The following is a 2,541-nucleotide window of genomic DNA, read 5'->3' as shown; positions in this document are numbered from 1 at the left end:
GGCACGCTAGGTCTTGGTAAGCTTATCGCTTTCTGGGATGACAACGGCATCTCTATCGACGGTGAAGTTGAAGGTTGGTTCTCTGACGATACTCCTAAGCGTTTTGAAGCTTACGGCTGGCACGTAATCCCAGCAGTAGATGGCCACAACGCTGAAGCAATCAACGCAGCAATTGAAGCAGCTAAAGCGGACCCACGCCCTACTCTAATCTGTACTAAGACTATCATCGGTTTTGGTTCTCCAAACAAATCTGGTTCACACGACTGTCACGGTGCACCACTAGGCGCTGAAGAAATTGCAGCTACACGTAAAGAACTTGGTTGGGAGCACGGTCCTTTTGAAATTCCGTCGGAAGTCTACGCAGAGTGGGATGCGAAAGAAGCAGGCGCAGCTAAGGAAGCAGCGTGGAACGAGAAACTTGCAGCTTATGAAGCAGCACACCCTGAGTTGGCAGCTGAATTCAAACGCCGCGTAAACGGTGAGCTTCCTGCACAGTGGGAAGAGAAAGCAAACCAAATCATTGCTGATCTTCAAGCTAACCCAGCAAACATCGCATCACGTAAAGCGTCTCAAAACGCACTAGAAGCGTTCGGTGCTATGCTACCTGAATTCCTAGGCGGCTCTGCTGACCTTGCACCTTCTAACCTAACTATGTGGTCTGGTTCTAAGTCTGTTTCTGCTGAAGATCCAGCGGGTAACTACATCCACTACGGTGTACGTGAATTCGGTATGACAGCGATCATGAACGGTATCGCTCTGCACGGTGGTTTCGTACCATACGGCGCAACGTTCCTAATGTTCATGGAATACGCTCGTAACGCAATGCGTATGGCTGCTCTGATGAAAGTTCAGAACATCCAAGTTTACACACATGACTCTATCGGTCTTGGCGAAGATGGCCCAACTCACCAACCAGTTGAGCAAATGGCTTCTCTACGTCTAACGCCAAACATGAGCACATGGCGTCCATGTGACCAAGTTGAGTCTGCAGTCGCTTGGAAACTGGCTATCGAACGTAAAGACGGCCCAACGTCTCTAATCTTCTCTCGTCAAAACCTTGCACAGCAAGAGCGTAGCGAAGAGCAAGTAGCTAACATCGCGAAGGGTGGTTACATCCTGAAAGATTGTGAAGGTAAGCCAGAGCTAATCCTTATCGCTACAGGTTCTGAAGTTGAGCTAGCGGTTAACGCTGCAGCTGAACTGACAGCTGAAGGTAAGAAGGTACGCGTAGTATCTATGCCTGCAACTGACGCATTCGACAAACAAGACGCTGAGTACCGTGAATCTGTACTTCCATCTGACGTAACAGCTCGTATAGCTGTAGAAGCTGGCATCGCTGACTTCTGGTACAAGTACGTTGGCTTCGGTGGCAAGATCATCGGTATGACAACATTCGGCGAGTCTGCACCAGCAGGTGAGCTATTCAAGATGTTCGGTTTCACTACTGAAAACGTAGTAAACACAGCGAAAGAGCTTCTAGCTTAATCTCTGCATCTCGAAACTAAAATGCCCCGCTCGTTGAGCGGGGCATTTTTTATTGAATCTCTTCAACATTGACTTCAGTACTGAACTTTACGGTTTTGGTCGACACTGAAGTATGAAACTTTCTAATGTTCTTATCCTGATGCAGCACCCTTTCAATAAAGCGCTCATAGGCTTGAATGTCGGGTACTGAAACAATGATCAGGAAGTCATAGCTTCCGGTGATCTGATAACACTGTGTGACTTCAGGAGCCTGCTCAATTGAACGACTAAACACACTGTAGATATCCCCTCTATCGCGTTCCATCTCGACGGATACTATCAGCGTCATTTTGTTTCCTGCCAATGCTGGGTTAATCAGCGCGACGTCACCAACAATGATCTTGCCTTCTCTAAGTCTCTTAACACGCTTCAAGCAAGCGGGTGGAGACAGCCCAACGGCTTCGGCCAGATCGATATTGGCAATTCGATTGTTCTTTTGCAAAAGGCTCAAGATACTTCTATCAATTCGATCTATTTCCATATATTTCTCCACACCCAGAATTTGCGAAATAAATTTATCACTTATCGATAAATAAAAAATAATTAGCTCAATTCAACTCTAAACTGGTTAATCATATTTCTTATGAATATCTTACCATTCATCCTATCAGTTGTAATGAAAAGGATGAAACAATGAGAAAGTTCCAAAATTTCTTCTCCGAGCTTTGGCGCGAAATATTTGATGTAACTTGGACACTATACAAGTTGATGATCCCAATCATCATTATCATCAAAATCGTTGAAGAGATGGGCGGCATCACGCTACTGAGCGAATGGCTAAGCCCCTTAATGAGCTTTGTCGGTTTACCTAGCGAGATGGGGTTGGTATGGGCTACAACCCTTCTAACGAACATTTATGCAGGCTTATTGGTCTTCATGAACACCAATGCTGAACTCAGTGTCGCACAAGTATCGGTATTAGGTTCATTAATGTTGATTGCACACTCACTGCCGATTGAAGCCGCCGTCGCTAAACGAGCGGGTGTGAGTGTCTTTGCGACTATGGTACTAAGGCTC

At 46.1% G+C, this 2,541-nt stretch carries 2 protein-coding genes and 1 pseudogene; 2 read left to right on the top strand and 1 reads right to left on the bottom strand.

Features of this window, described 5'->3' with window-relative positions; genetic code table 11:
* On the top strand, positions 1-1,485 hold a 1,485-nt coding region (gene tkt / locus AC6R05_RS05975), incomplete at its 5' end, for a transketolase (protein WP_500646875.1).
* Positions 1,486-1,534: 49 nt separating this feature from the next.
* On the opposite strand, the gene AC6R05_RS05970 is transcribed toward tkt, so the two are convergent.
* Positions 1,535-2,005 carry an Lrp/AsnC family transcriptional regulator gene (locus tag AC6R05_RS05970; RefSeq protein WP_032552752.1) on the bottom strand — a complete coding sequence of 157 codons (471 nt, stop codon included), beginning with the start codon at positions 2,003-2,005 and terminating at the stop codon, positions 1,535-1,537.
* A gap of 152 nt (positions 2,006-2,157) precedes the next feature.
* Here AC6R05_RS05970 and AC6R05_RS05965 point away from each other — a divergent pair.
* A pseudogene (locus AC6R05_RS05965) lies at positions 2,158-2,541 on the top strand (hypothetical protein); the annotation flags it as partial.

Source organism: Vibrio sp. R11-SG3-ISO9 (assembly GCF_059834255.1).
Note: the sequence above shows the minus strand (reverse complement) of the source record. Positions and strands in the feature narration are given on the sequence as shown.

What these genes read in the sequence shown, in the direction of transcription:
- AC6R05_RS05970 (WP_032552752.1), bottom strand. Translation starts at nt 2,005, where the DNA reads ATGGAAATAGATCGAATTGATAGAAGTATCTTGAGCCTTTTGCAAAAG.